General features: G+C 64.4%; 22 protein-coding genes. 11 read left to right on the top strand and 11 right to left on the bottom strand.

Annotated elements, in window-relative coordinates; translation table 11 throughout:
- Positions 1-17 precede the first annotated feature (17 nt).
- From IVB12_RS03485 to IVB12_RS03460, 6 genes are all read right to left on the bottom strand, one after another.
- Positions 18-950 (bottom strand): lipid A biosynthesis lauroyl acyltransferase, encoded by a 933-nt coding sequence (locus tag IVB12_RS03485; RefSeq protein WP_247295671.1) that lies wholly within the window; start codon positions 948-950, stop codon positions 18-20.
- Positions 951-958: 8 nt separating this feature from the next.
- The gene (locus IVB12_RS03480) at positions 959-2,236 is read right to left on the bottom strand and encodes a beta-ketoacyl-ACP synthase (protein WP_247295669.1); all 1,278 of its coding nucleotides are present in this window, start codon (positions 2,234-2,236) and stop codon (positions 959-961) included.
- 14 nt (positions 2,237-2,250) lie between these two features.
- Positions 2,251-3,459, bottom strand: coding sequence for a beta-ketoacyl-ACP synthase (locus IVB12_RS03475; protein ID WP_247295667.1), 1,209 nt, complete (start codon positions 3,457-3,459; stop codon positions 2,251-2,253).
- Entirely contained in the window at positions 3,456-3,926 is a 471-nt protein-coding gene (locus IVB12_RS03470; protein WP_247276836.1) for a 3-hydroxyacyl-ACP dehydratase FabZ family protein, read from the bottom strand. The genes IVB12_RS03475 and IVB12_RS03470 overlap by 4 nt, the downstream gene beginning before the upstream one ends.
- A gap of 10 nt (positions 3,927-3,936) precedes the next feature.
- Positions 3,937-4,224, bottom strand: a complete 288-nt coding sequence (locus IVB12_RS03465; protein ID WP_094974763.1) for an acyl carrier protein — start codon at positions 4,222-4,224, stop codon at positions 3,937-3,939.
- Between the two features lie 221 nt (positions 4,225-4,445).
- Positions 4,446-4,787, bottom strand: a complete 342-nt coding sequence (locus tag IVB12_RS03460) for a hypothetical protein (RefSeq protein WP_247295665.1) — start codon at positions 4,785-4,787, stop codon at positions 4,446-4,448.
- A 320-nt stretch (positions 4,788-5,107) separates the two neighbouring features.
- On the opposite strand from IVB12_RS03460, the gene IVB12_RS03455 reads away from it, so the two are divergent.
- Both IVB12_RS03455 and IVB12_RS03450 read left to right on the top strand, forming a co-directional pair.
- Positions 5,108-5,731 carry a ParB-like protein gene (locus IVB12_RS03455; protein WP_247295663.1) on the top strand — a complete coding sequence of 208 codons (624 nt, stop codon included), beginning with the start codon at positions 5,108-5,110 and terminating at the stop codon, positions 5,729-5,731.
- Between the two features lie 136 nt (positions 5,732-5,867).
- Positions 5,868-6,011 carry a hypothetical protein gene (locus tag IVB12_RS03450; protein WP_247295660.1) on the top strand — a complete coding sequence of 48 codons (144 nt, stop codon included), beginning with the start codon at positions 5,868-5,870 and terminating at the stop codon, positions 6,009-6,011.
- A gap of 116 nt (positions 6,012-6,127) precedes the next feature.
- Here the strand turns inward: IVB12_RS03450 and IVB12_RS03445 are convergent, their stop codons facing one another.
- The 3 genes from IVB12_RS03445 to IVB12_RS03435 form a co-directional block, all read right to left on the bottom strand.
- Positions 6,128-6,625, bottom strand: coding sequence for an MgtC/SapB family protein (locus tag IVB12_RS03445; RefSeq protein WP_247295659.1), 498 nt, complete (start codon positions 6,623-6,625; stop codon positions 6,128-6,130).
- 10 nt (positions 6,626-6,635) lie between these two features.
- The gene (locus IVB12_RS03440) at positions 6,636-7,214 is read right to left on the bottom strand and encodes a peroxidase-related enzyme (RefSeq protein ID WP_247295656.1); all 579 of its coding nucleotides are present in this window, start codon (positions 7,212-7,214) and stop codon (positions 6,636-6,638) included.
- Positions 7,215-7,436: 222 nt separating this feature from the next.
- The gene (locus IVB12_RS03435) at positions 7,437-9,176 is read right to left on the bottom strand and encodes a DUF87 domain-containing protein (protein ID WP_247295654.1); all 1,740 of its coding nucleotides are present in this window, start codon (positions 9,174-9,176) and stop codon (positions 7,437-7,439) included.
- A gap of 427 nt (positions 9,177-9,603) precedes the next feature.
- Between IVB12_RS03435 and IVB12_RS03430 the strand changes: the two genes are divergently transcribed.
- Positions 9,604-10,572, top strand: a complete 969-nt coding sequence (locus tag IVB12_RS03430) for a catechol 2,3-dioxygenase (protein WP_247276843.1) — start codon at positions 9,604-9,606, stop codon at positions 10,570-10,572.
- On the opposite strand, the gene IVB12_RS03425 is transcribed toward IVB12_RS03430, so the two are convergent.
- Together IVB12_RS03425 and IVB12_RS03420 are read right to left on the bottom strand one after the other, a co-directional pair.
- Positions 10,569-14,099, bottom strand: a complete 3,531-nt coding sequence (locus tag IVB12_RS03425) for a molybdopterin cofactor-binding domain-containing protein (protein WP_247295811.1) — start codon at positions 14,097-14,099, stop codon at positions 10,569-10,571. The two genes, IVB12_RS03430 and IVB12_RS03425, sit on opposite strands and share 4 nt — an antisense overlap.
- Positions 14,099-14,581: a (2Fe-2S)-binding protein gene (locus tag IVB12_RS03420; protein WP_247276844.1), complete on the bottom strand. Its 483-nt coding sequence runs from the start codon at positions 14,579-14,581 to the stop codon at positions 14,099-14,101. Before IVB12_RS03420 ends, IVB12_RS03425 begins: the two co-directional genes overlap by 1 nt.
- Before the next feature lie 244 nt (positions 14,582-14,825).
- Between IVB12_RS03420 and IVB12_RS03415 the strand changes: the two genes are divergently transcribed.
- The 8 genes from IVB12_RS03415 (at position 14,826) to IVB12_RS03380 (ending at position 22,996) form a co-directional block, all read left to right on the top strand.
- Positions 14,826-16,283: a 6-hydroxynicotinate reductase gene (locus IVB12_RS03415; protein ID WP_247295809.1), complete on the top strand. Its 1,458-nt coding sequence runs from the start codon at positions 14,826-14,828 to the stop codon at positions 16,281-16,283.
- Positions 16,280-17,176, top strand: a complete 897-nt coding sequence (locus IVB12_RS03410) for a UPF0280 family protein (RefSeq protein ID WP_247295652.1) — start codon at positions 16,280-16,282, stop codon at positions 17,174-17,176. Before IVB12_RS03415 ends, IVB12_RS03410 begins: the two co-directional genes overlap by 4 nt.
- A gap of 27 nt (positions 17,177-17,203) precedes the next feature.
- Complete coding sequence (locus IVB12_RS03405; protein ID WP_247295650.1) at positions 17,204-17,788, top strand: amino acid synthesis family protein; 585 nt, start codon at positions 17,204-17,206, stop codon at positions 17,786-17,788.
- A gap of 78 nt (positions 17,789-17,866) precedes the next feature.
- Positions 17,867-19,069 carry an ABC transporter substrate-binding protein gene (locus tag IVB12_RS03400; RefSeq protein ID WP_247295648.1) on the top strand — a complete coding sequence of 401 codons (1,203 nt, stop codon included), beginning with the start codon at positions 17,867-17,869 and terminating at the stop codon, positions 19,067-19,069.
- 68 nt (positions 19,070-19,137) lie between these two features.
- Entirely contained in the window at positions 19,138-21,027 is a 1,890-nt protein-coding gene (locus IVB12_RS03395) for an ABC transporter permease (RefSeq protein WP_247295645.1), read from the top strand.
- Positions 21,024-21,815 carry an ABC transporter ATP-binding protein gene (locus IVB12_RS03390; RefSeq protein ID WP_247295641.1) on the top strand — a complete coding sequence of 264 codons (792 nt, stop codon included), beginning with the start codon at positions 21,024-21,026 and terminating at the stop codon, positions 21,813-21,815. The genes IVB12_RS03395 and IVB12_RS03390 overlap by 4 nt, the downstream gene beginning before the upstream one ends.
- A complete protein-coding gene (locus tag IVB12_RS03385) occupies positions 21,812-22,516 on the top strand; it encodes an ABC transporter ATP-binding protein (RefSeq protein ID WP_247295638.1) in 705 nt (234 codons plus the stop codon). The genes IVB12_RS03390 and IVB12_RS03385 overlap by 4 nt, the downstream gene beginning before the upstream one ends.
- Positions 22,517-22,540: 24 nt before the next feature.
- Entirely contained in the window at positions 22,541-22,996 is a 456-nt protein-coding gene (locus IVB12_RS03380; protein WP_247276851.1) for a MarR family transcriptional regulator, read from the top strand.
- Positions 22,997-23,167 lie beyond the last annotated feature (171 nt).

Raw genomic sequence — 23,167 nt, 5'->3', positions numbered from 1 at the left:
TCGCAACGACGGCGTAACTACCGCCACCTTCTATGCAGCCACAGCCATTGCTCCGGATGCTCGCGCACCCAGCTTTCCACCACGCTCGTGATCGCCTGGGTCGTGCCCTGGATGTCGATCTTGCCGTCAGCATCGCGCACCGGCTTGATCTCTTCGGTGAGCTCGCCGCGAAAGCGGCCGTCGGGCAGGCGGATGATGCGCACACCGTGGATCGGGCACTCGACCTGGCGCAAGAGGCGCGCCAGCATCGGGTTGGCGCGGGTCTTGCGGCCGAAGAAGGTGACCTCGACGCCGGCCGTCAGATACTGATCGATCAGCATCGCGACGTGCTTGCCGTCCTTGAGCGCCTGTGCGAGCCGCAGCGGCGCGTCCCGGCCCGCCGGGATCAACGTGCCCATGTTGACCTGGCGCATCTCCTGGATGATGCGGTCGGCGGAGGCGATGTTCGGTCGGCGATAGAGGATCGCGGTATCCAGCCCATGCGCGACGGCGGCGAGCGCCGGCAATTCCCAATTGGCCAGATGCGCGGCGAAGATCAGCGCCGGCTTGCCGTCGTCGCGGATCTGGTCGAACAGCTCGATGCTGCGCGGCGACAATTCGATCCGGCTCTTCTCGGGGTCATCGCGGTCGTAGTCCCAGACATGGTCGATATGGGCGAACTCGGCGCCGACGCGGCCGAGATTGTCCCAGACGCCCATCAGGATTTGTTCGATCTCCTCCGGCGACTTCTCCGGAAATGCCGCAGTGAGGTTGGCGCGGCCGATGCGATGCTCGCGCAGACGCGGGCCGATCAGCTTCACGACGCGCGCGAAAAAGTCCGAAGTCTTGACCGGATCGAAATAGCGCGTGGTGCGCAGCAAGCCGACCGTCGCGGCGCCGATCAAGCTGCCGCCGAGCGATTTGGCAGCCTCCCGCGCGCGGGCCTTCGTGCTCGCAGTCAGCAGTGCCATGCGTCCGGTCAGGCCGGTTCGCGGGTCAGGATCAGCGAGGCGTTCTGGCCACCGAAGCCGAACGAGTTCGACATTACCGCGGTGACGCGGGCATCGCGCGCCTTGTTGCCGACGACGTCGAACAGGATCGTCGGATCCGGGGTCTCGTAGTTGATCGTCGGCGGGATGCGCTGATGCTCGAGCGTGAGCAGCGAGAAGATCGCCTCGACCGCACCGGCGGCCGAGATGGTGTGGCCGACCATCGACTTATTGGAGGTGACCGGAATTTTCTGCGCGAGCTCGCCGAACACTGCCGACGTCGTGTTGAACTCCATCTTGTCGTTTTCGGGCGTCGCGGTACCGTGCGCGTTGATGTGGTCGATCTGGTCCGGCGTCATGCCGGCATCGGCCAGCGTCTTGTTCATGCAGCCGATAATCGGCTTGCCGTCGGGCGAGGAGCGGGTGCGATGGAAGGAATCGGTGAGCTCGCCGCAGCCGGCGATCACGCCGAGGATCTTTGCGCCGCGCGCGGTCGCCGCCTCGTAGCTTTCCAGCACGAGCGCGCCAGCGCCTTCGGCCATGACGAAGCCATCGCGGTTCTTGGAGAAGGGGCGGGAGGCCGCCCGCGGCGGTTCGTTCTGGGTCGAGAGCGCCGAGAGTAGCGAGAAGCGCACCAGCGCCTCCGGATTGACGGTACCGTCGGTCGCGACGCACAGCGCAGCGTCGGTCTCGCCACGCCGCATCGCCTCGACGCCCAGCTGGATCGAGGTCGCGCCCGAGGCGCAGGCCGTCGACAGCGAGATCGGCGAGCCCTTGGTGCCGAAAGTCTCGGCGAGATGCGCGGCGACCGAGCCGAACATGAAGCGGTGATGATAGTCGCTGTACTTGCCGCCGCCGGAGATGCGCAGGAGGTCGTCGTAGTTGAACTCGGTCTTGCCGACGGCGCGGCCAAGCTCGCGCCGCTGCGGCCATTCGACCTCGACTGGCGCGACCGCGAGGAAGAGGGGGCCAGGGAAATCCGCCTTGGCGCCGATGCCGGCCTGCTCGAGCGCTTCCTCCGTCACCAGCTCCGCCATCCGCTCGGAGAGGCCGGTGGAGGAGAACGGATCGACACTGACGAAATCCACCGTACCAGCCATCGTGGTCTTCAGGCCGTCGACCGGAAAACGCGTGATGGTGCGGATGCCGGATTCGCCGGCGACCAGCTTCGCCCAATTGTCGGCCTTGCCGGCGCCGAGCGAGGTCATGATGCCCATGCCGGTGACGACGACGACGGGACGGCCGAATTTGTCGCGTGGTGCAGTCATCTCGACCCCCTGAGCTAGCTCACTGCCTCGACCAGCGCCATGCCTTCGCCGCGCCAGTGCCCAGCCCCTACCACCACGATCTGGGTGGGCGCGCCCTGCATTTCAATCTCAGTCCCCGTGGAATCATTCGGCGGGAACAATGCACCGCGCGAGATCGACAGTGCGGCGAGGGCAATTCCGAGCGGGAATTGCGTTTCCATGGTGTGGCCGAACATGGTGCCGGTCGAGCGCACCGGCAGATCCGCGTGGCTCCTCAGGAAGCTGCGCTCTTCCGAGGTCGCGGGCTCGGCGCCGGTCGCGCCTGATATGATCGCGGCCTTGCCCTCGCGCTTGGGCAGCTTTTCCCAAAGCTTCTCCAGCGTCGAGGCCATGTCGCCAGGCTGCTTGCGGCGGGCAAGGTCGGCGACGACGCTGGTGAGCTTGGCGAACGGCTTTGCGCCGCGCGCCTCTGCATGCGCCTTCGACTCCAGCACCAGGAAGGCGCCCGCCGAACCGAGCGCGAAGCCGGGATGGTCCTTGCGCGCCCACACCGGAGCGAACTTGTCCTTCAGGTTGAAGTCACCGAATTCGTAGAGGACCATCAGGTCCTTGCGTTCGCCATTGTGCGAGCCACCGACCAGCGCAATGTCGCTCTCACCCGAGGCGATGCGCGCGAGCGCAATGCGGGCCGCGTCCGCGCCCGCGACCTCTTCGCCCATGAAGGTGCGCGAGGTGCCGCCGAGACCATGGACGATGGCGATGTTGCCGGCGAGCAGGTTGGAGAGCTGGGCCAGGAACAACGTCGGCCGCAGGTCGCTCATCAGCCGTTCGTTGAGGAAGCCGGGGGCGTTGGCACCCTTGGCCTCGGCCGTGAGCACGCCGGTGTCGACGTTGAGATCGCGCTCGCCGCCGCCTGCGGCCACCACCATGTCAATCTTCGACAGGATGTCCTTGTTGCCCTTGATCCCGGCGGAATCGAGCGCCAGGCCCGCGGCATAGGTGCCAATACGCTGCCAGGCTTCCATCTGGCGCTGGTCGCCCTTCTTCGGAATCTGGCTGTCGAAAGAGACCGGCATCAAGGGATGCACGATGTAGGGCGCAAAGCCCTTCTCGTCGACATTGATGCGCTTCTCCTGGAGCGCGGCCCAGTTGGCGTCGAGCCCCTCGCCGAGCGAGGTGGCAAGTCCAATGCCGGTGATCCAGACTTCCGTCTGGGCGGGCTTCGTCGCGAAAGTGTCGATCATGGCGAAACGGCCTGTTGCGGAAAGCCGACGCGTTTGGCGATTGCGTCCATGTGTCCGCGCATATCCGCATTGGGAAAGGGAATCTGCGTGAAGGTGAGCGTCGAATTCGCGCGCAGCTTGCCGCCGACCCGGATCTTGGCTTCGGTGACCGCGTAACCCGAGCCCTGATGGGACAGGGTCGCCTCGATGCTCATGACGTCACCGGGGTAGACCGAGCCGCGGACCTTGGCCTCCTTCACGGCAGCGAGGATCGGCATGCGCTCGAACTTCAGCACACCGAGCTGAAGCCAGCCCGAAGCCTGCGCCATCGATTCGATCAGGAGCACGCCGGGCATCAGCGGATAGCCCGGGAAGTGTCCCTCGAAAATGGTGCTTGCGTTCGGAACCTGGGCCTCGACGACAATCGTCTTCTCGTCGACGTTCAGGTCGACGATCCGATCGATCATGTGGAAGTATTCGAGTTGCATGGCCGCGCGCTTAGGCGCCCGCGCCCTTGGCCGCGACGAGCTCGTCGATGCGCGCGCACAGGTTCTTCAGCACGAAATACTGCTCCGTGGTCGCCTTGCCGTCGTTGACCTCCTGGGTCCACTTTTCAAGTGGCAGCTTGATGCCGAACTGCTTGTCGATCGCGAACGCGATATCAAGAAAATCGAGGCTGTCGATGCCGAGATCATCGATGGCATGGCTATCCGGCGTGATCGTGTCGCGCGGGATGTCGCAGGTTTCAGCGATGATCGTGGCGACCTGATCGAATGTGGAAGACATCACTAAGCCTTTGATATATTGCAGGTATTTGTCAGATTTCCAGAGTGGCACGGTGGGCGGGCATCGCGCCCCTGATGACGCCCTCAAACCCCCCTCTGGCCGGGTCGAAAGCCCGTATATCGGAGCGCCGCCCTGAGTTCAATGGAGCCTGCCAGGCGCGGAGACAGGGCTGGGGATGCCCGCCACGGGTCGTCCAGCGAGGGACCGCCGGCAGGGCGAGCCTAGATGTGCGGCGTCGTGATCTTGACGCAGTCGCGGCGACCCATCAGGACGCAATCCTGAGTCCGGCGCAGGTCGGCAATACTCACGGCGAGCCAAATCCCGATCGCGGTCAGCGCGATGGTGAAGGCGAGCGCCGCGATATTGGCGAGCATGCGGTGGCGGAAATCGTCCGGTCCGGTGCGGGGCTGCTCGTAGCGCGACAGGTCGAGCGGCTCCGGCGCCGCGCGCAATGATTGCACGGTGCCGTTGCCCCGGCGAACCATGGCGGAAGGCGAGGTGCGCGGCCTGAATTGGAGCACCCGGTGCTCGTCATCAGAGCTTATGGGCCGCTGGCTTTTCATAGGGCAGGGGATCACTCCGAAGCAGCGATTTTTAGATAGCATACGTGATGACCGCGTTGCAGAAAATCTTCTCAACTCGGAGCTGCATTTCCTATTCGCACTATTTTGCATCGCGTGCCGTCAATCGTCACCAACCGGCTGCGACGCGGTCAGGAATATGCGGTTGCGTTGCCATATTGGCGGGGAACTCACGCCTGCGTTCCGTCCACATGGGCTTGTCATCTGCGCGTGCAGCCCGACGCATTTTGCCGTCACTGGGGTCATGGCATAGTCCAGGGAACTTGTTTCCGCCAATTGCAACCAATGAGGGACCGTTCGAAATGACGAATACGCGTGAGCCGAGAGTGCACCCGGTTCCCATCCTGTCGCTGCGGCCGACGCAGATGACGGTCGGCATGCGCGAGGTCAAGGAGAAGCGCAAGCGCTGGCGCGAGCACGACAAGAAGAAGCAGGCCGACCTACTCGGCAAGCACATGATTCCCGTCGTCTACGGCCCGGACCAGCGCTATTACGTGATCGATCATCATCATCTCGGCCGCGCATTGCACGACGAGGGCATCAAGGAGGTGCTGGTCACCATCGTCGGCGACCTCAGAATGGTCGAGCGCGAGGCCTTCTGGGGCGTCCTGGACAACAAGCGCTGGGTCTATCCCTACGACGCCAAGGGCGAAAGGCGGCCGTTCCGGGACCTGCCGAAATCGGTGGCCGACCTCAAGGACGACCCGTTCCGCAGCCTCGCCGGCGAGCTCCGCCGCATCGGCGGCTTCGCCAAGGATACGACGCCATTCTCCGAATTCCTGTGGGCCGACTATCTGCGCCGAAAACTCTCGCGCAAGCTGGTCGATGCCGATTTCGACATGGCGCTCGAGAAGGCGATGTCCTCGGCTAGAAGTAAGGATGCGATCTATCTGCCCGGCTGGTGCGGGCCGGCGGACGATGATTAGGGGCGCATGGATACGGCACCGCAATCCGACCTCATCACAGCCTCTTGAGCGAAATCATTTTCCGCCCCGCATGAAGCGGCCCTGAAACAGAGCCGTCCCATCCTTTGGGGCAATCGGGCTCACACGGGAGGCAAGAATGCGCCGTCTGGTTTTCGCTGTTGCCCTGCTTGCCCTTGCGTCAGCAGGGGTTTCGGCCTCGTTTGCGGCGGTTCACCATGCCAAGACATTGACGTTTGCCGAGCGCTTTGCTCCGGCACTCGAGTTGATGACAAAGCGCTAGCGGCATAGCGCTTCGTAGCCGCACGCAATGCATGACCGCGACCCTGCTCGCACGGAACCGCTGGACCCTGCGGCGGAAGAGGTGAGCGCGGCGAGCGCAAGGCGAGCCGAAAGCGCCTAAACGCTGCGTTCAGGCTTCTGCTCGGAGGCCGTTTCATGCAGCTCCTCCTGGCCACCGAGCATCCGGTGCAGCCAGCGCTCGACGCGGCGGCCGACCGTCAGCAGAACGAAGGCGAACGCCAGCGCGGCTGCGACGATCTTCCATTGTCCGGTGCCGCAGACGATGCCGAGACAGGCGGCGAGGAACGTGCAGGCCGCGCTGGTCAGACCGCTCACGCGAAAACCTTTGCTCTCGTGGACAATGACGCCGGCACCGAGGAAACCGATTCCGGTCAGGATGCCCTGGATCACCCGGCTCGCCGCATCGGTGATTCTGCCGGGCTCGGCGAACTCGACCGCAAGCAGCACGACGGCCGCGGTGGAGAGCCCGACGATGCCGAGCGTCTTCAGTCCGATCGGCTTACCTTGCAGATCGCGGTTCAGGCCGATTGCTCCGCCTGCAAGCGTGGCGCTGCCGAGACGCAGCACGATTTCGGGCCAGTCGAGCTCGGTCATTGCCTGTCGATCACTTCTTCGGCAGCCGTCCCATCAGATAGAACTCCTCGTTTGGCCGCATGCCCGTGAAATTCGCCAGCCGATTCGAAAGTGCGAAGAAGGCGGAGATCGCGGCGATGTCCCAGATGTCGTCGTCGCTGAAGCCGTGCGGCGCGAGTGCTGCGAAATCGTCCTCTGAAATCCGCTGCGCCTCGGCCGAGACCTTCATCGCGAAGTCGAGCATCGCCTTCTGCCGCGGCGTGATATCGGCCTTGCGGTAATTAATCGCGATCTGGTCGGCGATGAGCGGATTCTTGGCCCGAATGCGCAGGATCGCGCCATGCGCGATCACGCAATATTGGCACTGGTTGGCCGCCGAGGTCGCGACCACGATCATCTCGCGCTCGGCCGTGGTGAGGCCGCCGTCCTTCTCCATCAGTGCATCATGATAGGCGAAGAAGGCGCGAAACTCGTCGGGACGATACGCCAGCGTCAAGAACACGTTCGGCACGAAGCCGCTCTTCTCCTGCACGGCGAGGAGCCGCGTGCGGATGTCGTCCGGCAGCGTGTCGAAGGCGGGGGCGGGGAAGCGTTGCGCGGGCTTTGTCATTTGCATGGACTCCGGCTCAGGGCCGGCAAACATAGTCGATGCGGGCGGCCGTCTCAACGTGCTGCATACTCCGTAGGGCGTGCCCTAACGCAGCGCAGCGCTTGTCCAGCGGTGTCCTGCAGAGCCGGGGCCCATCTTTCCGAGAGTGCGGTGCGTGTGGCGTGGGTCTCGGCCTTGCGCAGCAGCGTTGCACGCCGTAGCGCGTCCGGGACACGCGCGGCCTTACCTCAACGGCTTCTTCAGCAGCGAGAAGCGGTCGGGATCGAGGCCCATCGACGGTTGCAGCATCGGCGCTTCGAGGCTGGACATCGTCTTGGCGGGAGGGGCCGAGAACAGTGGATCGTTTGGCACGTCGCGCTGCGAGGTGGCGCCGCGCCAGCGTTCGAGCACGGCGCTGACGAAATGCATGTCGTGACCGGAGGTGACCGAGGGCACGCTGCTGATGGTGGCTTCGCCGCGGGGCAATTGATGCGGCGGCACCTCCTTGAAGCGCAGCCGCGTCGGCAGGGCGACGCCCTCCCCGAACGCCAGCACCTCGCGGGTGCCGAGCGAGGGCACGAAGGACAACAGGTTGGCGGCCGCGTCCGACACGGCGGCGCGGAGCAGCGCCTGGTCGCGCTCGTTGGCGAGACGCATCGTGAACAGCGTGTTGCACTGGGAGATGATGGTGGCGTCGAGCTCGGCCGGGCGCTGGGTGATAAGGCCAAGATAGACGCCGTATTTGCGGCCCTCTTTGGCGATGCGCGACACCGCCTTGCGAGTTGGCCCGAAGCCGATGTTGCGGTCGGCGGAGGCGTAGCGATGCGCCTCCTCGCACACGAACAGCAGCGGCGAGACGCCGTCGCTCCACAGGCCGAAGTCGAAAGCCATGCGGCAGAGCACCGAGACGACGGAATCAATGACCTCGGCCGGGAAGCCGGCGAGTTGCATCACCGTCATCGGTTTGCCGTTGGCCGGCAGGCGGAACAAATGGCTGATCACCTCGGCCATGGTGTCGCCGCCGACATTGGCGTTGTCGAACATGAAGGCGTAGCGCGGGTCGTTGCGGACGGCCTCGATGCGCGAGATCAGTTTGTGATAGATGATGCGCGACGAGCGGTTCTCGAGCTTGCCCATGCGCTCGTCGATCAGCGATATCAAGTCGACCAGGCGATACGGCACCGGCGTGTCCGCGGTGTAGCCGACCTGCTTGGGATCGATGCGTTTGAGACCGATGCGGTCGGCGTTCTGGTACTGGGTATAGACGCCCTTGGCGATCGGGATCACCTCAGCGAGAATGTCGAGCTCCTCGGGCACGCCCGCGCGGCCGCCGAACAGCACGTCGACGATTTCCTCGAAGTTGAACAGCCAGAACGGCAGCTTTAGATTTCGCGGATTGAGCACCAGCGCGCGATCGCCGAAGCAGCGGCCATATTCGTTGTGCACGTCGAGCAGGAAGATGCGCAGGTTCGGACGCGCCTTCAGGATCTCGTTCAGCAGGAGCGAGACGCCGGTCGATTTGCCGACGCCGGTCGATCCCAGCACCGCGAAGTGCTTGGATAGCATTTCCTCGACGTCGACATAGGCGACGACCGAGCGGTCCTGCTGGAGGAAGCCGACGTTGATCTGGTCCGACCCGGTCGGCGCGTAGATCGTGCGCAACTCCTGGCTCGTGATCAGGTCGACGGCATCGCCGATGGTCGGATAATTGGTCACGCCTCGCTGGAATTTCGGCTTGTCGGTGGCGTTGAGGATCTCACCAAGCAGGTCGACCGAGGCAATCGCAATGTAATTGTCGCTAGCCGACAGGTTTTCGCAGGAGACCTCGGTAATCATTGCGACGATAACCGAGTTTGCGCAGCGGATACTGACGAAGCGGCCGACGGTCGCCCGAACCTCCGAGACCGGCATCCGGCTTTCCGCCAAAAGCCCGACCCGGGCGAGCGATCCGCGAACCGAAATCACGCGTCCAAAGGATGTCACGATGAATGAACCTGGCAAGAGCAACGGGTTTGGTCCGGACTATGCGCAGCCGTCGCTGCACAAACGGTTAAGCCGCAGGCGCGGCTGCTCCGTTAAATCCGCGGCAATCTGGCCGGAAGGTGGTTCCTAATCCGTACTGAGAGCAGAAATGGCAGAAAAAAGGGAGAGCCGAAGCCAGTTAAGGAAGATTTTACCATTCGAGGCAGGCAAGGTTCCGTCGTTCGGGAATAATTGTTCCCGGGAGCGGCGCCCTTCCATTCGGGCGCTTGATTTGTTGACGAGACCTAATGATTTGTACATTGGTACAAATGAACTGGCGGCGTCAGTGTTCGGCCGTGGCGTGGGCGCATCGCAGTCTCACGCCGGATTGCAGGACTCGGTCCTGCGGATCGTAGCCAACGCTTGACCGCCAGGTTTGGAGGAAAGCATGCAGCCCGAACCGATCCTCGATCTCGCCCATCTCGGCCACATGGAGCTCTTGACGCCCAAGCCAGATGAAAGCCTGAAGTTCTTCGTCGATGTCATGGGCATGACCGTGAGCGGGCAGAACGGCGAGTCGGTCTACTTACGCGGCTGGGACGATTACGAGCGCTATTCGCTTAAGCTCACGGCCTCGAAGACCTCGGGCATGGAGCACATGGCGTTGCGCGCGCGCAGTCAGCAGGCCTTGGAACGCCGCGTCGCCGCGCTGAAAGGCTCCGGCTTTGATATCGGCTGGATCGACGGCGATATGGGGCAGGGGCCGACCTTCCGCTGCCGTGACCCTGATGGACACATCGTCGAACTCTATTACGAGACCGAATGGTATCAGGCGCCGCCGGAGCTGAAGCCCGCGCTGAAGAACCAGGCCCAGCGCTTTCCGGCGCGCGGCGTCAACGTGCGCCGGCTCGACCATCTCAACTGCCTCGCCGTCGACATCAAGGCCAACCGCGAGTTCTTCGAGAACTATCTCGGCTGCCGTCTCACCGAGCAGATCGTGCTGAACGACGGACGTGAAGCCGCGATGTGGCTGACGATGTCGAACAAGAGCTACGACTTCGCCTATTCGCTCGACCATTCAGGCACGCCCGGCCGCTTCCATCACGTCACCTACGCGCTCGACAGCCGCGAGGAGATTTTGCGCGCTGCAGACATTTTCCTGGAGAACGGCGTGCACATCGAGACCGGCCCGCACAAGCACGCGATCCAGCAGACCTTCTTTCTCTACGTCTATGAGCCCGGCGGCAACCGCGTCGAGGTCGCCAACGCCGGCGCGCGTCTCATCCTCGCGCCGGACTGGAAGCCGATCGTGTGGACCGAGGAGGAGCGCAAGAAGGGCCAGGCCTGGGGCCTGAAGACGATCGAGTCGTTCCACACGCATGGCACGCCGCCAGTGGAGATCAAGAAGCACGCTTAGTTTGCGGATGCGCGTGCGCGCGCGATCGTCTCGCGCACGCCGGTCCAGGCCGGCTTGTCCGGTGCGAACTGCTTGCGCAGGAAAGTGACGAGCTCCTCGACCTGCGCGTCGCTCATGCTGCCCTTGAAGGCGGGCATGTAACCGAGATCGCTCGACACCGGCTCGGCAATGCCGTGCAGGATCACCTGCACGAGATTGTCCGAGGTCGCGCTGTGCAGATTGCTGTTGAGCGCGAGCGAGGGCCTAGTGCCGAACAGAGGCAGGCCGCCGATCTCGTGGCAGACCGCGCAGGCGCCGAGATAGAGCCGCGCGCCGTTGGACGCAGCGACGGTGACTTGCGTCGCGTTCTCGAGTTTCGTTGCGAGCGCGTCTTGCATTTGTCCGTCGCTCGCCGTGTCATTGAACGAGTTGAGATAGACCGCCATTGCGCGGATGTCCTGATCGGACAGGACCTTGAGGTCCCGGACGATCGGCGCCATCGGGCCGGCCGCGACGCCATGATAGCGCGAATGACCGGTGCGCAAGTACGCGAAGAGTTCGTCCTCGCTCCACGGAATAGGTGCGCGGGAGAGCGAGGTCAGGGCCGGCGCCTCCCAGCCCTCGGCAAAGCCTCCGGCGAGATAGGCCTGGCGCTGCTCGGCACCGAGTGCATTGCGCGGCGAATGGCAGGCGCTGCAATGGCCGAGACTCTCGACGAGATAGGCGCCGCGATTCCAAAGCTCCGACTTTGCGCGATCGGGCTTGAATTCATCCGCCTGATGAAACAGCGCGTTCCATCCCGCAAGCAGTGGCCGAAGATTGAAGGGGAAGGCGAGCGCGTTCGCAGGCTGCGTCGCGCGTACCGCGGGCTGTGCCATCAGGTAGGCATAGAGAGCCTGAAGGTCGGCCTCGCTGGTCTTCGAAAAATGCGTGTAGGGGAAGGCAGGATAGAGCTGCCGTCCGTCGCGATGCACCCCGTCGCGCATCGCGCGCTCGAAGGCGCGGTAGGACCAGGCGCCGATGCCGGTCTCGACATCGGGCGTGATGTTGGTCGAGTAGATCGTGCCGAACGGCGTTTCCAGCGCTCGGCCGCCGGCATTGAGCGCGCCTCGAACCGTGGTATGGCACTCCGCGCAATTGCCGAGCGCCGCGAGCTGCTGGCCGCGGGCAATCGTTGCTGCGGAATAGACCGACGCGTCGGGCCGCGCGATGGGCGCGATCGCGCGCGCCGGGAGTAGCGCTGCGCCGACTCCGATTGCGGCGGTGCAGACGGCCGCGATCGTCGCAAAGATACCGGCGCGTTTGGCGAACGGATTCTCCCAGATGCGGGATGGCGGCGGGGTGGCGGGAGCGGCCAGGGCCTGCGGCGTGGCCGCCGCATCGCCGTGTAATCCCCTGAGAATGCGTTCGGGCGTGAATGGCGGCTCGCGAAAGCGCACGCCGGTGGCATCGAAAATCGCGTTGGCGATCGCCGCCGCGCTCGGTACCGAAGCGGACTCGCCGACGCCGAGGGGCGGCTGGTCCTGACGCGGCAGCATCAAAACGTCGATCTTGGGCACCTCGGGGAAGAGAATGATCGGATAGGCGCCCCACTCGCGCGCCGCCACCGCGCCGCGCTCGAATGAAACCTCCTCCATCAGCGCGCGGCTGGTGGACTGGATGACGTTGCCGTGGATCTGGTGGCGCACGCCGTCCGGATTGATCATCAGCCCGGAATCCTGTCCGGCGACGACGCGCGTGACGCTGACATCGCCGGTCGTCTTGTTCACCGCGACGTCGGCGATCCAGGCCGACCACGCCGCGCCATAGCCGGGGAACTTGCTGTGGATATAGAGCGCATAAGCAAAGCCGCGCCCGTGCACGATCTCACCGTGTTTCTCCTCGCGCACCGGTCGCGGCATCCAGCCTGCGCGCTCGGCGACCGCATTGACGAGGTCAACGGCGCGCCGATCCTTCAGGTAGCGCAGCCGGTACTCGATCGGATCGACGCCGACCTCTGTTGCGGCCTCATCGATATAGGACTCATGAGCAAAGGTGTTCGGCAGCGCCGAGACGCCGCGAAACCAGGACGCGCGCACGATCGGCGGCATGTCATGGGCGATGACGCGCATGTGGTCGTAATCGTAAGGCGGAATAGCAGTGCGGTCGCCCATCTGGAGCACGGCGGGCTCGGGCGAGATCCGCCCGGTCAGCAGCAGCGCCAGCGTCGGCGCTGCGTTCGAGGGGTAGCGCGTGGCGAGGTCGTAGGCAGCGATGCCGCCGCCGGCGTCGAGGCCGCCATTGACGTCGATGAGCTGCGCGGTGCCCTTTGGTTCCCAGGCGTGCTCCTGCTCGCGCGTCAACTGCACGCGCACGGGCCGGCCGACCGCGCGCGACAGCAGTAGGGCGTCCGCCGTGACGTCATCGGCGCAGTTGCGGCCATAGCAGCCGGCGGCTTCCAGCCGGATCACCTCGATCTCGCTCTCCGGACGCTCGATCAGCAGCGCCAGATCGCTGCGCAGCACGTGCGGGTTCTGCGTGCCGGACCAGACGCGGATGTTGCCGTCCTGGAAGTCGGCGACCGCGCAGGACGGGCCGATCGAGGCGTGCATCTGATAGGGCCAGACATAAGTGCGCTGCATCGGCTTGGCCGCGCCCGATATCGCCGCGTCGACGTCGCCCTTGTCGATCAGCGTGCGCGGCGTCGATGGATTGGCGCGCAGCGCGCTCTCGACATCAGCGAGATCGGTCAGCGCGGGTGTCGGCTTCCAGGTCACCTTGAGCTGCTCTGCCGCTCGGATCGCATTCTCCTCGCGCTCGGCGACCACGCCGACGAAATCGCCGATGCGCACGACGGCAACCAATCCGGGAATGTCGCGCACCGACGCCTCGTCGACGGCGATCAGGCTGGTGCCGACGAACGGACCGGCATCGACGCCGGCATAGGGCGGACGCACCACGCGGCCGTGCAGCATGCCGGGCACGCGGATGTCGTGCACGAAAGTTAGCTCGCCCGTGGCCTTGGCCGGCAGGTCGACCCGCGGTACCGACTGGCCGACGATGGCATAATCGCCAACCGCCTTCACGACGACGTCATCGGCAAGCTCCAGGCTGATCGTCTCGCCGCCGATCAGTTCGCCATAGCTGACGCAGCGATTGTCGGGCCCGCGAACGAGACCGTCGTCGATCTTAAGCTCGGCCGCCGGCAGTTCGAGCCGCTCGGCTGCGCGTGCGATCAAGAAGTGCCGCGCCTGGGCCGCGGCCTTGCGCAAGGGCACAGCCGTGATCTGAATCGTCTCGCTCGCGATCGTCGCGCCCTGGTTCGGCACCAGTGCGGTATCGCCGAGCACGATGACGACGCGCGCAAAGGACACGTCCAACTCTTCGGCGATGATCTGGCCGAGCGCCGTGCGGATGCCGGTGCCGAGATCGACATGGCCGTTATAGGCTGTGACCGAACCGTCCGCGGTGATGCGGACATAGGTCTCGGTTGTGACCTCGTCCACGGTGCGCAAGACGACGAGCGAACCGGATGGCCGCTCAGCTCCGTTCGAATGGGAGGAGACCATCAATCAGCGGCCTCGGTGAGCTGGCCGGAGGCGCGCATCACCGCGCGCAGGATTTCGACATGCGTGCCGCAGCGGCAGAGATTGTAGCGCAGTGCCGCCAGCGCTTGCTGTTCGGTCGGCCGCGGATTGACCGCGAGCAGCGCCTTGGTGGTCATGATCATGCCGTTGAGGCAGTAGCCGCATTGCGCGGCCTGCTCGTCGATGAAGGCCTGCTGCACGATGTCCGGCTTGTCGCGCGTGCCCAAGCCTTCGAGCGTCACGATGTCGCGGCCATCGCAGCCACTCACGGGAATCACGCAGGAGCGTGCCGCGGCCCCGTCGATCAGGACAGTACAGGTGCCGCATTCACCGAGGCCGCAGCCATATTTCGGCCCATTGAGCGCGAGGTCGTTGCGCAGCACGTAGAGCAGCGGCGTGTCTCGAGCCGCAGTGACCTCGTGGATCCTGCCGTTCACGGTGAGGCGGATCGGTGTCTGCATCATCCTCGTTCCCAAGCCCTGTAAACACGCGATTTGTAAGTCGCGACGATACCGTTTGTACACAAACGTGCAAGCCGTCATGCCGCACTGCAGCGCGAATGCCTCCTTTGTGGACAGGGCGGATAGGCATATGAGCTTTTATGCGGCAGGTGCACCTTTTGCGCCGCACCGCCGCTTGACAGCCATCGGGACCGCGCGCAACATCGTTCGTATACGAATGATAACCGCGGTGTCTGCTGGCTCTGACATGGTGATGGAAACGACGAGCGCTGCCATCGACAAGATACGCTGCGATGCCTGTCCGGTGATGTGTTACATCAAGCCGGGTGCGGCGGGAGCTTGCGACCGCTACGCTAACCACGACGGCAAGCTCGTTCGCGTCGATCCGCACGTGATCCTGGAGCGCACCGTCTCGCATGGCGGCAAGCTGGTGCCGTTCAGCCGGACCGAAGACTGGGACGGCAAGATCGTCCACGAGCCTTCAACTTTTGTGACGGCGATCGGCGCGGGCACGACCTATCCCGACTACAAGCCGGCGCCATTCATCGTCTCCGCGGAGGTCGATGGCGTCGACATGGTGACTGTGGTCACCGAGGGCATCTTCTCCTATTGCGGCGTCAAGGTGAAGATCGACACCGATCGCTATCTCGGGCCGGAGACCGCGACCGTTCGCGCGCAAGGCGAGGCGGTGGGCCACGTCACCACCAGCGAATACGGCTCGCAGATGCTCTCGCTCGGCGGCGTGCATCATCTCACTGGCGGCTCCAAGAAAGAGGGACGCGTCACCTGCGACACGCTGATGGATCTCGCCAATTGCAAGGCGGTCGAGCTCACCATCGACGGCGGCGCGACCGTGGTGGTGCAGGCCGGCCAGCCGCCGATCGTCAACGGCGTGAAGGAAGAGCGCATGCGGGTCGGCTGCGGCTCGGCGACGATCGGCATGTTCGCCAAGCAATGGCATGGCAAGGTCGATGAGGTCGTCGTGGTCGATGACCACATCACCGGCGTGCTGTCGGAACATCAGGCCGGCAAGCTGCTCGACATCGCCGATACCGGCATCAAGATGAAGGGCCGGCGTTCGACGCCCGGCCGCTATTTCCAGGTCGCCGAGCCCGGCACCGGCTGGGGGGGCACCAACATCTCGGATCCGCTCTCGATTCTCGGGCCCTTTGATGCCAAGGAAGCCAAGCCCGGTCTGACCATGCTGATGGTCTCCACCACGGGCGAGCATTCGTCCTATTATGTCCTCGACGAGGCTTTGAAGCCGGTCGAGACCGAGATGCCTGATGACCTGAAGTTTTCGGTCGAGCGCATCCAGGAGAATTGCGAGCCGGCGCTCTGCACGGTGCTGTTCATGGCGGGTGCCGGCGGCTCGTTGCGCGCCGGCGTCACCGACAATCCGGTGCGGCTGACGCGCTCGGTTAAGGACGCACTGACGCGCGTCACCAGCGGCGGCGCGCCGGTCTATGTCTGGCCCGGCGGAGGCATCACCTATATGGTCGACGTGACGCAGATGCCCGCGGGCGCATTTGGCTACGTGCCGACGCCGGCGCTGGTCGCGCCAATCGAGTTCACCATGAGGCTGTCGGACTATGCCGCGCTCGGCGGTCACATGGATCATGTGAAGCCGCTTTCCGAAGTGCAGAGCGGTGACGACGTCCGTCAATTGCCCTGGCAGAACCCGATCCCGGGACGGCGGGCATGACACGGCGCGCGCAAATCGCATTGCTGTCTGACGGCCGACGGCTGCATTTGCAGGATGGACCGATTGATTTGATCGTGGAGGCGAGAGGGCCTGCGGACGAGGTGCGCGCGGCCTATGAGGCTGCAGCGCGGCGGTTCACCGGATTGTTGGATGAGCTCTGCGCGGAACTGCCGGAGCTGCGGACGGCCGCTGAGGAGCGCACTTCGCTGAAGGGCGTGGTCGCGCGGCGGATGCATGCCGCTGTCTCGCCCTATGCGGCTGATTGCTTCATCACGCCGATGGCCGCCGTTGCTGGCAGCGGGGCGGAGGAGATCCTTGGCGCAATGCTCGGAGCCGCGACACTCAATCAAGCCTACGTCAACAATGGCGGCGACCTCGCGCTTCATCTGGGCGAAGGCGAGCATTTCTCTGTCGGTCTGATTGATCGGCCTGATGGCTCCGGCGTAATGCGGACCATGAGGGTCGATTCGACCGACCCTGTACGCGGAATCGCGACCAGTGGACGCCACGGTCGTAGTTTTTCGCTCGGTATCGCCGACGCGGTGACGGTGTTGGCTGCAACGGCATCGCAGGCCGATGCGGCGGCCACGATCATCGCCAACGCGGTGGATCTGCCGGGACATCCGGCCATCATCCGCAAGCCCGCCAACGAGCTTCAGCCTGACAGCGATCTCGGGGCCCGTCTTGTCACCCGCGAGGTCGGCAAGTTGTCGCACAATGAGATCGCGGCCGCGCTGGAATCTGGCGCGGAATGTGCACGGCATTTATTCGATCGCGAATTGATCGAGGGTGCCGTATTGCAGCTTTGTGGTGATATGCTTGTCATCGGACCAAAAGATATCGAACGGCAACGATCGCGCCCGCCTATGCTGGAGACTGCGGTTCATGCCTGAACAGGGAAGCGATTTGAGGAAACAATCATGAACGCGATCATCCGCAAGATCGTCACCGTCCTCGAAGAGACCCAGATGGAGATGGGACGTCAGGTGTCGCCGCCGACGCGGCGCGCCGCGGCGATCGCCGTGATCGAGAATCCCTTTGCGGGGAAATATGTTGAAGACCTTTCGCCGCTCATCGCGATTGGCGAGGAGCTGGGCGAGCTGCTGTCGAAGCGCGCGGTGGCGGCGCTCGGGATCGATGGCGCAAAGGTGCAGAGCTACGGCAAGGCCGCCGCGGTCGGCGAGAACGGCGAGCTGGAGCACGCCGCCGCTATCCTTCATCCGAAGATGGGTGCGCCGGTGCGAAAAGTGCTGGGCAAGGGCGCGGCGCTGATCCCGTCGTCGAAGAAACGCAGCGGCCCGGGCACGACGCTCGATATTCCTCTGGGGCACAAGGACGCGGCCTTCGTACGCAGCCATTTCGACGGCATGGAGGTACAAATCAACGATGCACCGCGCGCCAACGAAATCATGGTCGCAGTTGCCGTCACCGACAGCGGCCGTCCGCTGCCGCGCGTCGGCGGGCTGACGGTTGCGGAGATCAAGGGCGAAGACGGTTTGAGATAGCGCGTCCGGAGAACCGGGCACGGGTTCTCCGATCAGATCGTTTGCGAAAGACAGAGAAGTTCAAAACTGGAGGTTGGGATGCGAGCAAGAAACGTTTTTGTCGGCGCGGCCTTCGCGCTTCTGGCCGACGGCATGGCCCATTCGGCCCTGGCGCAGGACATCAAGATCGGCGAGATCAACAGCTATTCGCTGTTGCCGGCCTTCACCGAGCCCTATCGCAAGGGATGGCAGCTCGCCACCGAGGAGATCAACGCGGCCGGTGGCATCAACGGCAAGAAGCTCGTCGTCATCTCGAAGGACGATGGCGGCAAGCCGGCGGATGCGCAGACCGCTGCCAATGAGCTCGTCTCCAGCGAGGGCGTTGCGATGCTCGCGGGCACGTTCCTGTCGAACATCGGCCTCGCCGTCAGCGACTTCGCCAACCAGAAGAAGGTGTTCTTCCTCGCGGCCGAGCCGCTGACCGACGCGATCACCTGGTCGAAGGGTAACAAATACACCTTCCGCCTGCGTCCCTCCAACTACATGCAGGCGGCGATGCTAGTGGAGGCAGCCAGCAAGCTGCCGGCGAAACGCTGGGCGACGATCGCGCCGAACTACGAATACGGCCAATCGGCGGTCGCGGTGTTCAAGAAGCTGATGTCGGAGAAGCGCCCGGACATCCAGTGGGTCGACGAGCAGTGGCCGCCGCAGGGCAAGATCGACGCAGGTCCGGTGGTGCAGGCGGTTGCCGCCGCCAACCCGGAAGCCATCCTCAACGTCACCTTCGGCGCCGACCTCGTCAAGCTCGTGCGCGAAGGCAACACCCGCGGCCTGTTCAAGGGGCGTGAGGTCGTCTCCTTCCTGACCGGCGAACCGGAATATCTCGATCCGCTCAAGGACGAGACCCCGGAGGGTTGGATCGTCACCGGCTATCCCTGGTACTCGATCAAGACGCCGGAGCACGACGCCTTCCTGAAGGCCTACCAGGCCAAGTACAACGACTATCCGCGCCTCGGCTCGATCGTCGGCTATCAGACCATCAAGTCGGCAGCGGCAATCCTGGCGAAGGCGGGCTCGACCGATCCGGAGAAGCTGATCGCCGCGGCCGAAGGCCTGTCGATGCCATCGCCTTTCGGCGAAATCACCTTCCGCAAGATCGACCATCAGTCGACGCTCGGTGCCTATGTCGGCAAGACCGCGCTGAAGGATGGGAAGGGTGTGATGGTGGATTCGTCCTACAAGAAGGGCGCGGACTATCTGCCCAGCGATGCGGAGGTCGAGAAGCTGCGGCCGAAGGATTGATTATCTTTCCCCTCCCTCTCCCCACTCTTCGTGGGGAGAGGTGACTTCAACCTCAACCCGGACCGCCGATGGCCTTTTACGTCGTACAGTTTCTGACCGGTCTTGCCAGCGCAGCGTCGCTGTTCCTTGTGGCCTCGGGCCTGTCGATCATCTTCGGCGTGACGCGGATCGTGAATTTCGCGCATGGCGCCTTCTACATGATCGGCGCCTATATCGCCTTCACTTTGACCGAGCGCCTCTCCGGCGCCTTCGGCTTCTGGGGCAGCATCGTGCTGGCCGCGCTCGCGGTGGCGCTGATCGGCGTCCTTGTCGAGATGGTGCTGCTCCGGCGCATCTATCATGCGCCCGAATTGTTCCAACTGCTCGCGACCTTTGGCCTGACCTTGATGGTCGAAGACCTCGTGGTGCTGATCTGGGGAGCTGACGACCTCGTCGGCCGCCGCGCGCCGGGCTTCAAGGGGGCCATCGATTTCTTCGGCCAGAACGTTCCGAGCTATGACCTATTCCTGATCGTGCTCGGACCCGTCGTGCTCGGCATTCTCTGGCTGCTGTTTCAGCGCACGCGCTGGGGCGTGCTGGTGCGCGCCGCAACGCAGGACCGCGACATGGTCGCCGCGCTCGGCGTCAATCAAAAGTGGCTGTTCACCTCCGTGTTCGCGGTCGGCGTCTTCCTCGCCGCTCTCGGCGGCGCGCTTCAGATTCCGCGCGATGCCGTGCATCACGCCATGGATCTCCGGATCATCGTCGAGGTCTTCGTCGTGGTTGTGATCGGCGGCCTTGGCAGTATCGTCGGCGCGTTCGTGGCGGCGGTGCTGGTGTCCGAGCTCAACGCCTTCGGCATCCTGATCTTTCCGAAGATCTCCATCATCCTGGTTTTCCTGGTGATGGCAGTGGTGCTGATCGTGCGGCCCTGGGGCCTGTTCGGCAGGCCCGAGGCGGCTGCGCGCAAGACGCCGGGCCTCACCGTCAGTCCTTGGCGCCCGCTGACGCCGAATGAGCGGCTGGCTGCGCTTGCCGCGCTCGTCATCGCAGCGACGCTGCCGCTGTTCGCCGGCAATTACGCGCTGACGGTCGGCTCGGAGATCGCGATCTTCGTCATCTTTGCCGTCAGCCTGCATTTCCTGATGTCGGTCGGCGGGCTCGCATCGTTCGGCCATGCCGCCTATTTCGGGCTTGGCGCCTATGGCATTGCCTTCCTCGCCAAGATGGCGGGGCTGCCGATGATCGTGTGCCTGTTGCTCGGCCCGCTGCTCGGCTGCCTGGGCGCGGCCGTGTTCGGCTTCTTCGCGGTGCAGCTCTCCGGCGTTTATTTCGCGATGCTGACGCTCGCCTTCGCGCAGATCGTGTGGTCGATCGCATTCCAGTGGGTGGACGTGACAGGCGGTGACAACGGCATTCTCGGCCTCTGGCCGTCGAGCTGGGCCGCGAGCCCACCGCATTTCTACTGGCTCGCGCTCGGCGTCGCGGCGCTCGTCACGATCGCGCTTCGAGCCATGGTGTTCTCACCGTTCGGCTATGCGCTCCGGGCAACGCGTGACTCGGCGCTGCGCAGCGAAGCGATCGGCATCGACGCGAAGCGCATCCGGTGGACGGCCTTCGTCATCGCAGGGACCACCGCTGGCATCGGCGGCGCGCTGTTCGCCTACCTCAAGGGCAGCGTCTTCCCCGACAATCTCGGCATTTCGCTGTCGGTCGATGCGCTGGTCATGGTGCTGCTCGGCGGCGTCGAGACGGTGTCGGGCGCGGTGATCGGCGCCATCGTCTACAAGGCTTTGAATATCTGGCTGATCAGCCAGACCGACTTGTCGAAGCTTGTGCTCGGCGGCTTCATCATGCTGATCGTCGTCGTCTTCCCCAAGGGCATCGTTGGCGTGCTCGAGATGCTGGCGCAGCGTCGTAAGAAAGCATCGCCGCCGGGATCTCCCTTGCTTGCCAAGCCGATCGAGTCCGCCGAATGAGCGTCGCACCCCCACTTCTCGCGGTCGAAGGCCTGACCAAATCCTATGGCGGCATTCATGCCGTGCGCGCCGTGTCGTTCTCGTTGCGTGCAGGCGAGATTCTGGCGCTGATCGGCCCGAACGGCGCCGGCAAGAGCACCTGCTTCGACATGCTCAACGGCCAGAACAAGCCGGACTCCGGGCATGTCCGCCTGCTAGGTGAAGAGATCACCGGCAGGAAGCCGCGCGAGGTTTGGCGGCTCGGCGTCGGGCGCACGTTCCAGATCACCGCGACCTTCGCCACCATGAGCGTGCGCGAGAACGTGCAGGTCGCGTTGATATCGCACGGAAAGCAGTTGTTCAATCTGTTCGGCTCGGCGCCGAAGTTCGACCGCGGCGAAGCCGGTCGGCTGCTCGAGCTGGTCGGCATGGGCGGCTACGCCGATCGCCCCTGCGGCGAGCTCGCCTATGGCGACCTCAAGCGTCTCGAGCTTGCGGTGGCGCTCGCCAACCAGCCAAAGCTGCTCTTGATGGACGAGCCGACCGCGGGCATGGCGCCGCGCGAGCGCGTCGACCTGATGCGGCTCACAGCGCAGATAGCGCGCGAAAAGTCGATCGGCGTGCTCTTCACCGAGCACGACATGGATGTCGTATTCGAACATGCCGACCGCATCATCGTGCTCAACCGCGGCGCGCTGATCGCCGAAGGCTCGCCGGCCGAAGTGCGCGGCAATCCGCAGGTGCAGGCGGTCTATCTCGGCGAAGGCCTCGTCTATGATGCCCGCCATCGCGAGGGAGCCTCGACATGAAGCTGACGGTCGAAGCGCTCAACAGCCATTATGGCCCGGCGCATATCCTGTTCGACATCGGCTTCGAGGTCGGTGAGGGCGAGGTCGTTGCGCTGCTCGGGCGCAACGGCGCGGGCAAGTCGACGACGTTCCGCTCCATCGTCGGCCTCGTCGCGCAGCGAACCGGCCGCATCATGTTCGAGGGCAAGGATGTCTCGGTGCGTCCGACGCACGAGATCGTCCGCGAGGGCCTCGGCTATGTGCCGGAGGAGCGGCGCATCTTCACAGATCTGACCGTTGAGGAAAATCTCGAGGTCGGCCGCCAGCCCAAGCGTCCGAACGCGCCGCACTGGACGCGCGAAAAACTGTTCGCGCTGTTTCCAAACCTGGGCGAGATGAAGAATCGCCCCGGCGGGCGCATGAGCGGCGGCGAGCAGCAGATGCTCACCATTGCGCGCACGCTGATGGGCAATCCGTCGTTGGTGCTGCTGGACGAGCCTTCGGAGGGACTGTCGCCGAAGATCGTGGAGCAGATGGTCGATGCCATGCTGACCATGAAGAAGGAGGGCGTCAGCATCGTCGTCTCCGAGCAGAATCTGCATTTCGCGCGGCTGATTTCCGATCGCGCCTACATCATCGAGCGCGGCCGCATCTGCTTCGGCGGCAGCATGGCCGAACTCGACGCGCGTCCGGACATCCGCGACGCGCATCTGTCGTTGTGAGGCAAGGGGAAGGGCTGCGAACGGATGGCGAGAAGCGTTACGGCGAAGAAGAGCGTCAAACCGGCAAAACCGCCTTACGTGCTCGACGAGCAAGTCGGCTTCATCCTGCGCCAGGTCTGGCAACGCCACAGCTCAATCTTCTCGCGCGATATCGGCACCAATTTGACGCCGACGCAATGGGCGGCGCTGTCGAAGCTCGCCGAGACCGGGCCGTGCTCGCAGAACCAGCTCGGACGTCTCACGGCGATGGACGTCGCGACCATCAAGGGCGTGATCGACCGCCTCACGGCGCGCGGCTTGACCGAGACGAGCCAGGATCCGGAAGACGGACGGCGCTTGCTGGTCAGCCTGACGCGCGCGGGTCAGCAGCTTGCGGAGAGGCTGGCGCCAAACGCGCTCGCGATCACCCGCGAGACGCTCGCGCCGCTGGATGCAAAAGAGCGCGAAACGCTGATGGCGCTATTGAACAAGCTCAGGTGAAGGTGCCGTAGCAACCATTAAGTGACGGCAGTTTTTTGCTCCGCCCGGATCGTCTGCGCCTGCCATGATGACGCCGTGCTCGCGTCCGTCAAGGCGTGGCCTGGCAACAGACCACGTGAGGTTCGAGCGAGCGACGGCCATCCTTGACGGACGCTGCGCGCGACGTCATGA

This window comes from Bradyrhizobium sp. 179 (genome assembly GCF_023073535.1).
Lineage (GTDB): Bacteria > Pseudomonadota > Alphaproteobacteria > Rhizobiales > Xanthobacteraceae > Bradyrhizobium.
Note: the sequence above shows the minus strand (reverse complement) of the source record. Positions and strands in the feature narration are given on the sequence as shown.

What these genes read in the sequence shown, in the direction of transcription:
- IVB12_RS03485 (WP_247295671.1), bottom strand. Translation starts at nt 950, where the DNA reads ATGGCACTGCTGACTGCGAGCACGAAGGCCCGCGCGCGGGAGGCTGCC.
- IVB12_RS03480 (WP_247295669.1), bottom strand. Translation starts at nt 2,236, where the DNA reads ATGACTGCACCACGCGACAAATTCGGCCGTCCCGTCGTCGTCGTCACC.
- IVB12_RS03475 (WP_247295667.1), bottom strand. Translation starts at nt 3,459, where the DNA reads ATGATCGACACTTTCGCGACGAAGCCCGCCCAGACGGAAGTCTGGATC.
- IVB12_RS03470 (WP_247276836.1), bottom strand. Translation starts at nt 3,926, where the DNA reads ATGCAACTCGAATACTTCCACATGATCGATCGGATCGTCGACCTGAAC.
- IVB12_RS03465 (WP_094974763.1), bottom strand. Translation starts at nt 4,224, where the DNA reads ATGTCTTCCACATTCGATCAGGTCGCCACGATCATCGCTGAAACCTGC.
- IVB12_RS03460 (WP_247295665.1), bottom strand. Translation starts at nt 4,787, where the DNA reads ATGAAAAGCCAGCGGCCCATAAGCTCTGATGACGAGCACCGGGTGCTC.
- IVB12_RS03455 (WP_247295663.1), top strand. Translation starts at nt 5,108, where the DNA reads ATGACGAATACGCGTGAGCCGAGAGTGCACCCGGTTCCCATCCTGTCG.
- IVB12_RS03450 (WP_247295660.1), top strand. Translation starts at nt 5,868, where the DNA reads ATGCGCCGTCTGGTTTTCGCTGTTGCCCTGCTTGCCCTTGCGTCAGCA.
- IVB12_RS03445 (WP_247295659.1), bottom strand. Translation starts at nt 6,625, where the DNA reads ATGACCGAGCTCGACTGGCCCGAAATCGTGCTGCGTCTCGGCAGCGCC.
- IVB12_RS03440 (WP_247295656.1), bottom strand. Translation starts at nt 7,214, where the DNA reads ATGACAAAGCCCGCGCAACGCTTCCCCGCCCCCGCCTTCGACACGCTG.
- IVB12_RS03430 (WP_247276843.1), top strand. Translation starts at nt 9,604, where the DNA reads ATGCAGCCCGAACCGATCCTCGATCTCGCCCATCTCGGCCACATGGAG.
- IVB12_RS03425 (WP_247295811.1), bottom strand. Translation starts at nt 14,099, where the DNA reads ATGGTCTCCTCCCATTCGAACGGAGCTGAGCGGCCATCCGGTTCGCTC.
- IVB12_RS03420 (WP_247276844.1), bottom strand. Translation starts at nt 14,581, where the DNA reads ATGATGCAGACACCGATCCGCCTCACCGTGAACGGCAGGATCCACGAG.
- IVB12_RS03415 (WP_247295809.1), top strand. Translation starts at nt 14,826, where the DNA reads ATGGTGATGGAAACGACGAGCGCTGCCATCGACAAGATACGCTGCGAT.
- IVB12_RS03410 (WP_247295652.1), top strand. Translation starts at nt 16,280, where the DNA reads ATGACACGGCGCGCGCAAATCGCATTGCTGTCTGACGGCCGACGGCTG.
- IVB12_RS03405 (WP_247295650.1), top strand. Translation starts at nt 17,204, where the DNA reads ATGAACGCGATCATCCGCAAGATCGTCACCGTCCTCGAAGAGACCCAG.
- IVB12_RS03400 (WP_247295648.1), top strand. Translation starts at nt 17,867, where the DNA reads ATGCGAGCAAGAAACGTTTTTGTCGGCGCGGCCTTCGCGCTTCTGGCC.
- IVB12_RS03395 (WP_247295645.1), top strand. Translation starts at nt 19,138, where the DNA reads ATGGCCTTTTACGTCGTACAGTTTCTGACCGGTCTTGCCAGCGCAGCG.
- IVB12_RS03390 (WP_247295641.1), top strand. Translation starts at nt 21,024, where the DNA reads ATGAGCGTCGCACCCCCACTTCTCGCGGTCGAAGGCCTGACCAAATCC.
- IVB12_RS03385 (WP_247295638.1), top strand. Translation starts at nt 21,812, where the DNA reads ATGAAGCTGACGGTCGAAGCGCTCAACAGCCATTATGGCCCGGCGCAT.
- IVB12_RS03380 (WP_247276851.1), top strand. Translation starts at nt 22,541, where the DNA reads ATGGCGAGAAGCGTTACGGCGAAGAAGAGCGTCAAACCGGCAAAACCG.